Origin of the sequence: Robiginitalea sp. (assembly GCF_049588695.1) — a bacterium.
Lineage (GTDB): Bacteria > Bacteroidota > Bacteroidia > Flavobacteriales > Flavobacteriaceae > Robiginitalea.
In genome coordinates this window covers 1-8,075 of sequence record NZ_JBAVZJ010000206.1, presented here as the reverse complement: position 1 = coordinate 8,075, position 8,075 = coordinate 1, and the positions used below count along the sequence as shown (strand labels likewise).

Below are 8,075 nucleotides of genomic sequence, written 5' to 3'. Positions count from 1 at the left end.
GTAGGCATACCGCTTGGGGGGGCGAGGGGCCTCTGTTAGCCGGGCATTTGGTATCAGCGCCCCACTGGAGTCAACCGCATCTTCGCCTTTTTTGATCTTTCGGTAATAGGCTTTATCAATCCCGTATTTCTCCACGGCTTCCGGTATAAGCCTGCGTCCCCCCCCCGAGAGGGTAAAAAGAAATCCATTGGTGTAAATGCGGTGGTCCAGCGGCAGGGTGCGGACCGAGAAGGTGGCATCTTCAAAAATCAGTTCGGAATCCGGGGCGGAAAGTTCGTGGAAATGCAAGGGAAAGTCGGTCCAGGAATCCCCGATTTTCAACAAGAGCGTAATGGCCTTCTGAATCCCAACCGGCCCGTAGATATGCAGGGGCTTTTCCCGTCCCAGGAGGCGAAACGTAGCAATGAGCCCGGGGAGACCGAAGAAGTGGTCTCCATGCAGGTGTGAAATAAAAATATGCTGGATCCTGTTAAAGCGCACCTTGAACCGGCGCAATTGCATTTGGGTACCCTCCCCACAATCGATAAGCACCAGGTGTTTCCCTGCCTCGAGAACCTGCCCGCTTGGTGGAGCCAGAAATCTCGGGGTAGCCGCATAACACCCGAGTATTTGTAAACGCATCTTCAGGCCACCCCCCATAAATCAAAGGTCCAGGTCCCGTTCAATCTCTTCCATTTCAATAATGTCACGGGCCTCCTGAAGGGTCGGCGCCATACTGATCTCCTCAGGGATATCGTCGGGTGCAACGGCGCTGCTGACCAGGACGAAAGACTTGCCACTTCCCCGGTGTGTATTGGAAAGCTCCATAAACTCAAGCAGGTCTGATGTCTTCAGGTTTCCAAACGAAAACAGGTTGAGAATCAGGTGGTCGTTCTTTAGTTTTGGATAGGCTTGTTTCAGGTTTTTTATAAAAGTGGCCAGGGAGGCCTTCTCCTGAAGTACTATCGTAGTATTTCCGTCTCGATCAAAAATCATAGAGCTTATTTTATTTTTGAAGCAAGCAAATAGATCACGGCCATACGGATGGCCACTCCATTCTCAACCTGGTTGAGGATAATCGACTGGTCTGAATCGGCGACGTCGCTGGTAATCTCAACCCCGCGGTTGATAGGGCCCGGGTGCATGATCACAACCTCTTTATCCAGGCTGTCAAGCAACGCTTTATTCACCCCGTACTGCATGGTATACTCCCTGAGGGTAGGGAAATAACTCATGTCCATCCGCTCGTTCTGGATGCGCAGCATATTGGCTACATCGCACCATTCCAAAGCCTTTCTAAGATCGTATTCAACCTGAATCCCCAGGGTTTCAATATATTTGGGAATCAACGTTTTAGGACCGCAAACCTTAACTTCTGCTCCCAGCATTTGCAGGGCGAATATATTGGACAGGGCCACCCGTGAATGAAGGATGTCACCGACGATAACCACTTTGCGGCCGGCCACCCCGCCCAGGCGTTCCCGGATGGAAAAGGTGTCGAGCAGCGCCTGCGTCGGGTGTTCATGAGCGCCATCCCCCGCATTGATGATAGAAGCCCCCACATGCCTGGAAAGGAAGATCCCCGCCCCGGCGTTCGGATGCCGGAGGACCACCATATCGACCTTCATAGACAGGATGTTATTTACGGTATCGATCAGGGTTTCCCCTTTCCGAACTGAGGATTGGGCAGCTGAAAAGTTAATGACATCAGCGGACAGTCTTTTTTCGGCCAGTTCAAAGGACAGGCGCGTACGGGTACTGTTCTCAAAAAAGATATTGGCTATGGTAATGTCGCGGAGGGAAGGAACTTTTTTGATGCTCCGACTTAAAACCTCTTTAAAATGATCTGCCGTTTCAAAAATCAGATCGAGATCCTCCTTTTGAAGGTATTTGATTCCCAGCAAATGTCGTACACTCAGGTCACTCATACTTTTAAGGGCTAATCAGGTATACTGCATCTTCTCCTTCGTTCTCCTTCCAGCAGACCTTTACGCGTTCCTCTTTGATGGCATCCACCTGTCGGCCCCTGTAATCCGGCTGAATGGGTAAATGCCGGCTGAACCTCCGGTCGATCAGGGTCAGCAATTCTATGGCACCCGGCCGCCCAAAAGACTGCAAGGCTGTCAGGGCCGCCCGAATACTCCTGCCGGTATAGAGAACATCATCGATAAGGACAACCCGCTTGCCCTCCACGAGAAAATCGATTTGGGTACTGCTGGCCGAAAGGGTTTTATCGCCCCGACGGAAATCATCCCGGTAAAACGTGATGTCCAAAAGCCCGAAGGGGATGTGTTTTACTTTGTAATCATCGCGGAGGATATCCCGCAACCTGTGGGCGAGAAAGGTGCCCCTTGGCTGTAAACCGATGAGTACTGAATCCGAAAAAGTCAAATGATTTTCTAAGAGCTGACAGGCCAGTCGGTGCAGGATGATGTCGATTTCTTTTGAAGAAAGAAGGACTTTTTGAATCATACGGGTTCGAACCTATGGCGTCGCAAGGCAAAAATAGGCAATTCTGCCAAATACATCGGGCAAATAAATTTCAAGGCTTAACGATGGGCCGCATAGCCATAAAAAACCCCGGAGAAAAAATCCGGGGTTTGAATGTTCAGGAAGCGAAGCGGCTTACTTCTTTTTCTTGCTGCTGGCTTCCATCTTGTCCTTAAGGGCCTGCAACTGCTCGTTGGCATCTCCCAAAGTGGGCTTTGCTTCATCCGTAGCCGTAGCTTTCTTGCGCGCTGCCCGTACATTTCGCTGCTCTTCTTCCCGGAAGATTGCTGTATGGCTGGCTACTACCCTTTTCAGGTCCTTGTTGAATTCAATGATCTTAAATTCCGCCTCATCCCCTTTGGAGAGTTTTTTTCCGTCCTCCTTCACCAAATGGCGTTGGGGAACAAAAGCAGTAATATCGTCATTGAGCTCAATAATGGCTCCTTTATCCACGATTTCCTTGAGGACTACCTTATGTACAGTACCCTCTCCGAATTCGCTTTCGTATTTGTCCCATGGGTTCTCAGTGGTCTGTTTGTGACCCAGACTGAGTTTACGTCCGTCTACATCGAGTTCAAGCACTTCTACTTCGAGTTCGTCCCCAACGGTTACGAATTCAGACGGGTGCTTGATCTTCTTGGTCCATGAGAGGTCTGAAATGTAAATCAGGCCATCGATACCTTCTTCCAGCTCTACAAATACACCGAAATTGGTGAAGTTGCGAACAATCCCTTTATGACGGGAGCCTACAGGGTATTTCGTTGTGATATCAGTCCATGGATCCGGAGTGAGTTGCTTCAGTCCCAGGGACATCTTGCGATCTTCCCGGTCAAGGGTCAGGACCACAGCTTCCAGCTGGTCTCCTACCTTGACAAAGTCCTGTGCGGAGCGCAGGTGGGTAGACCAGGACATTTCCGATACGTGAATAAGGCCTTCAACGCCTTCAGCCACTTCCAGGAATGCGCCGTAATCTGCAATGACCACAACCTTACCTTTTACCTTATCTCCTATCTTAATCTCATCGCCGAGGGCATCCCATGGATGCTTTTCAAGCTGCTTGAGACCTAATTGTATACGCGATTTGTTGTCGTCGAAATCCAGGATAACCACATTGAGTTTCTGGTCGAGATCCACCACTTCGCTCGGGTGGTTGATGCGGCTCCAGGAAAGATCCGTGATATGCACCAGGCCATCCACGCCCCCAAGATCGATAAAGACACCATAAGAGGTGATGTTTTTCACCACTCCTTCCAGTACCTGACCTTTTTCCAGTTGGCTGATAATCTCCTTTTTCTGCTCTTCGATATCGGCTTCGATAAGCGCTTTGTGGGAGACCACCACGTTCTTGAACTCCTGGTTGATCTTCACCACCTTGAATTCCATGGTCTTCCCGACGTACTGATCGTAGTCGCGAATAGGTTTGACGTCGATTTGTGAACCGGGCAGGAATGCCTCAATTCCAAATACATCGACAATCATCCCTCCTTTGGTCCGGCATTTGATAAAGCCGGTTACTACTTCTTCTTTCTCATAAGCCGTATTGATACGCTCCCAGGCTTTAATGGTACGGGCTTTCCGGTGGGAAAGTACCAGCTGACCGCTGCGATCCTCACGGATGTCGATCAGTACCTCTACGGTATCCCCTATCTTCAGGTCCGGGTTGTACCGGAACTCATTCAGGGAAATAACCCCTTCTGATTTCGCATTGATGTCGATAATGGCTTCCCGGTCGGTCAGGTGCGTTACCGTACCTTCCACAACCTCGGAATCCGCGGTGTCCACAAAATTGCTGGCCACCAAATCTTCGAATTCTTTAAGTTTTTCGTCTTCAACCCGCTCGATTCCCTCTTCGTACTTCTCCCAATCGAAGTTTTCCAGGAATTCCTGCGGATCTTGTTGTTTTACAGGCGCTTCCACCTGTGTTTTTGGCTCAACGGCTTCTACCGTCTCCCCTGTTTTTTGTGCTTCAGCCATGTGCTGAGTTAAGTTTGTATTCCAGGGTTTCTCAAGAGTCAAGCACCTCCCCGGAAGCTATTTTACATCAGTGATTTTAACCCTTTTTCTCTTGACTATCTGCAAAAAAGGTGTGCAAAAATACAACATTCTACGGCTTTATCCAATATTTTTTAAGCGTATGCATACCCCGATGATCTGCACATCAAAATCAGGAAATACCGGGGGTAGAAGGGTGGTAAATCCTGCCGCATTCCATATCTTTAGGGGCGTAGAAGGAGAAACTTTTGTTAACTTAAATATTTTTTAGAGTAATGAGCGTAAAAGACAAGTATCAATCGGTCTTGAGCCTGGGTGAAAAGCTCGGGGCCAAAGAAGGAAAAGTGGTTGTGGAAGACGGAGTCCTTAAAATCAAGGGAACGGTTAAAACACAATACGAAAAAGACATACTTTGGGATGAGATCAAGAAAGTCGGCGGTGAAAAACCTTCGGATCTTCTGGCAAACATCATCGTCGAGGACACTTCAGTGTACCATCGGCACGAAGTAAAAAGCGGGGAATCCCTGAGTAAAATCGCAAAACACTACTACGGAGATATGATGAAGTATAAAGCGATTTTTGAGGCGAACACCAACCTGCTTGACAATCCGGACATGATTCATCCGGGCCAGGTTTTGGTTATCCCAAATCTTTGAAAACTTCCATCAAAAATTTGAGGCGTCCGGGTTCCGGGCGCCTATTTTTTTGCCTTTAGGATTCGCTCTGCATAGGAGCGTACCCGCTCGTATTGCTCTTTCAAACCCATATCGCTATTGTCGAGGCGGATGGCATCGGCAGCCTGGGTCAGTGGGGACACCTCCCGGTTGGAATCCAAATGGTCCCGGTGGCGTACGTTTTTGAGCACCTCCGCATAGCTGACCGTTTCTCCCCGCTCCAGTAATTCCTTATACCGGCGTGCAGCCCGTGTTTCAGGGGCCGCAGTCATAAAAAGCTTGAGTTCCGCCCCGGGCAATACCACCGTGCCGATATCCCGGCCATCCATGACCACACCCTTTTCGGCGCCCATTTCCTGCTGTAGTGCCACGAGTTTTGTGCGGACCTGAGGGATTGCAGCCACTTCACTGACATAGCGGGATACCTCTATAGTCCGGATTTGCTTTTCTACGTTTTTTCCGTTCAGGTGTATCTCGGAACGCCCGGTTTCAGGATTCACTTTAAAGTCCAGTTCCAATGCCTGAAGATGTTCTAGTAATCCGGCTTCGTCAAGTGTATCATCGACTAAGCCGTTCTCAAGGGCAAACAAGGCCACAGCGCGGTACATGGCACCGGAATCGATATAAACGTAGCCCAGGGACCTGGCCAGCTCCCGCGCCAGGGTACTCTTTCCGGTGGAAGAATGGCCGTCAATGGCGATTGAAATCTTTTTCATACTCAAAAATACACAAATCCTTCAGGCACGGGAATTGTTAAAACTTCGACTGAGACCCCGATAATTTCCTCCTCAGAGCTTTTTCGGGTTTTTGACCTTTTGCTTTAAGAGGGCGATTTCGATAACTTCTTTCATGTCCTTTACATAATGAAAGGTCAGGCCCTTGAGGTAGTTTGCCTTGATCTCCGCAATATCACGGCGGTTCTCTTCGCATAAAATCACCTCCTTAATCCGCGCGCGCTTCGCAGCGAGTATCTTCTCCTTGATCCCACCTACGGGCAGGACTTTCCCCCTCAGGGTAATTTCGCCTGTCATCGCCAGGCTTTTCTTCACTTTCCTCTGGGTGAAAAGGCTCACAAGGGAAGTAAGCATGGTTATACCCGCACTGGGTCCGTCTTTGGGGGTAGCCCCCTCCGGTACGTGGATGTGGACATTGTACTTCGCAAAGACTTCCGGGTCTATCCCCAGTTCCTCCGCATTGGATTTGATGTATTCCATGGCGATCGTGGCAGATTCTTTCATCACCTGCCCCAGGTTTCCTGTGATGTTCAGGTTGCCCTTACCCCTTGAAAGAATGGATTCAATAAAGAGGATATCCCCACCTACACTGGTCCAGGCCAGGCCTGTAACCACTCCGGCCACGTCGTTGTTCTCATATTTATCCCGCTCCATCCTGGGTGGTCCGAGGATGCTTTCCACATCGGCCAGGCTGACCTTTGGATCATAGCTCGTATCGGTAGCTATATTCTTTGCCGCGTACCGAACCATTTTTGCGATTTTCTTTTCCAGGCCGCGCACTCCGGATTCCCGTGTATATCCCTCGACGATCTTCTCCATTTGTCGCTTTCCGATACGCAGGTCTTTAGACTTCAGTCCATGTTCCCGCAGTTGTTTCGGCAGCAGGTGGCGTTTGGCGATCTCCACCTTTTCTTCTATGGTATAACCGGTCACCTTAATAATCTCCATACGGTCCCGAAGGGCAGGCTGAATATTCCCCAGGCTATTGGCCGTGGCTATAAACATTACCTTGGAAAGGTCGTACCCGAGTTCCAGGAAATTGTCGTAAAATTCCGTGTTTTGCTCCGGGTCGAGCACCTCCAGCATGGCGGAGGAAGGATCTCCCTGATAACTCGAGGAGAGCTTGTCGATTTCGTCCAGGACGAAAACAGGGTTGGAGGTTCCCGCTTTCTTTATGCTCTGCAAGATACGGCCGGGCATGGCACCGATATACGTTTTACGGTGTCCGCGAATCTCAGCTTCATCCCTTAATCCCCCCAGGGACATCCGGACGTACTCCCTGCCCAATGCCTCGGCTACCGATTTACCCAGGGAGGTCTTCCCCACCCCGGGAGGCCCGTATAAGCAAAGGATAGGGGATTTCATATCCTGCCGGAGTTTGAGCACGGCCAGATACTCCACAATGCGTTGTTTCACGTCTTCGAGACCGTAGTGATCGCGATCCAGAATGCGCTCGGCCCGCTTCAGGTCGAAAATATCCTCAGAATAGTGCTCCCAGGGAAGGTCGAGGATCAGGTCGAGGTAGTTCCGCTGTATGGAGTACTCAGCCACCTGCGGATTCATCCGCTGCAATTTGGCCAGTTCTTTCCCGAAGTGATCGGAAACCTTTTCGCTCCATTGCTTCTCTTTGGCCCGGGCTTCCATCTCGTCGATCTCCTCATCATAGGATATCCCACCGAGTTCCTCCTGTATGGTTTTCATCTGCTGGTGCAGAAAATACTCCCGCTGTTGCTGGTCCATATCGGAGCGGACCTTGGAGTGCAATTCATTGCGGAGTTCGAGTTTCTGCAGCTCTGTGTTGAGATGCTTGAGTGTAGCCAGGGCCCGCTCCTGCAGATCCCCAATCTCCAGGAGTTCCTGTTTGTCTGCTACCGGCAGGTTGAGGTTGGAGGAGACAAAATTGATCAAAAAGGAATTACTCTGAATATTCTTGATCGCAAAGGCGGCTTCACTTGGAATGTTCGGGTTGTCCTTTATGATTTGCAGGGCCAGTTCCTTAACCGATTCGATAATCGTGGTAAACTCGGCTCCGGTTTCGTCCGGGCGGGTTTCAGCAGCCTCGCGGACGGTAGCTGTCATATACGGTTTTTCGGTCAGGACCTCTGCGATTTCGAAGCGCTTTTTACCCTGAATAATTACAGTTGTATTCCCATCGGGCATTTTAAGGACCCTGAGGATCCTCGCCACCGTACCCAGGGTATTGATA

At 50.0% G+C, this 8,075-nt stretch carries 8 protein-coding genes; 1 reads left to right on the top strand and 7 read right to left on the bottom strand.

Translation table 11 applies throughout. From position 1 onward, the window contains the following. From WBV75_RS04955 to rpsA, 5 genes are all read right to left on the bottom strand, one after another. Nucleotides 1-621 (bottom strand): MBL fold metallo-hydrolase (locus WBV75_RS04955; RefSeq protein WP_424119541.1); only part of this gene is annotated, 621 nt, incomplete at its 3' end. 21 nt (nucleotides 622-642) lie between these two features. Then, a complete protein-coding gene (locus WBV75_RS04950) occupies nucleotides 643-975 on the bottom strand; it encodes a ribonuclease Z (RefSeq protein ID WP_424119540.1) in 333 nt (110 codons plus the stop codon). Nucleotides 976-980: 5 nt separating this feature from the next. Next, complete coding sequence (locus WBV75_RS04945; protein ID WP_424119539.1) at nucleotides 981-1,907, bottom strand: aspartate carbamoyltransferase catalytic subunit; 927 nt, start codon at nucleotides 1,905-1,907, stop codon at nucleotides 981-983. A gap of 4 nt (nucleotides 1,908-1,911) precedes the next feature. Continuing rightward, nucleotides 1,912-2,451 (bottom strand): bifunctional pyr operon transcriptional regulator/uracil phosphoribosyltransferase PyrR, encoded by a 540-nt coding sequence (gene pyrR / locus WBV75_RS04940; RefSeq protein WP_424119538.1) that lies wholly within the window; start codon nucleotides 2,449-2,451, stop codon nucleotides 1,912-1,914. 153 nt (nucleotides 2,452-2,604) lie between these two features. Then, on the bottom strand, nucleotides 2,605-4,443 hold the full coding sequence (gene rpsA / locus WBV75_RS04935; protein WP_424119537.1) for a 30S ribosomal protein S1: 1,839 nt from the start codon (nucleotides 4,441-4,443) through the stop codon (nucleotides 2,605-2,607). 293 nt (nucleotides 4,444-4,736) lie between these two features. Between rpsA and WBV75_RS04930 the strand changes: the two genes are divergently transcribed. Further along, on the top strand, nucleotides 4,737-5,117 hold the full coding sequence (locus WBV75_RS04930; protein WP_424119536.1) for a LysM peptidoglycan-binding domain-containing protein: 381 nt from the start codon (nucleotides 4,737-4,739) through the stop codon (nucleotides 5,115-5,117). A gap of 41 nt (nucleotides 5,118-5,158) precedes the next feature. Here the strand turns inward: WBV75_RS04930 and cmk are convergent, their stop codons facing one another. Together cmk and lon are read right to left on the bottom strand one after the other, a co-directional pair. Continuing rightward, a complete protein-coding gene (gene cmk / locus WBV75_RS04925; RefSeq protein WP_424119535.1) occupies nucleotides 5,159-5,851 on the bottom strand; it encodes a (d)CMP kinase in 693 nt (230 codons plus the stop codon). 72 nt (nucleotides 5,852-5,923) lie between these two features. Next, a partial coding sequence (lon, locus tag WBV75_RS04920; protein WP_424119534.1) for an endopeptidase La occupies nucleotides 5,924-8,075 on the bottom strand: 2,152 nt, incomplete at its 5' end.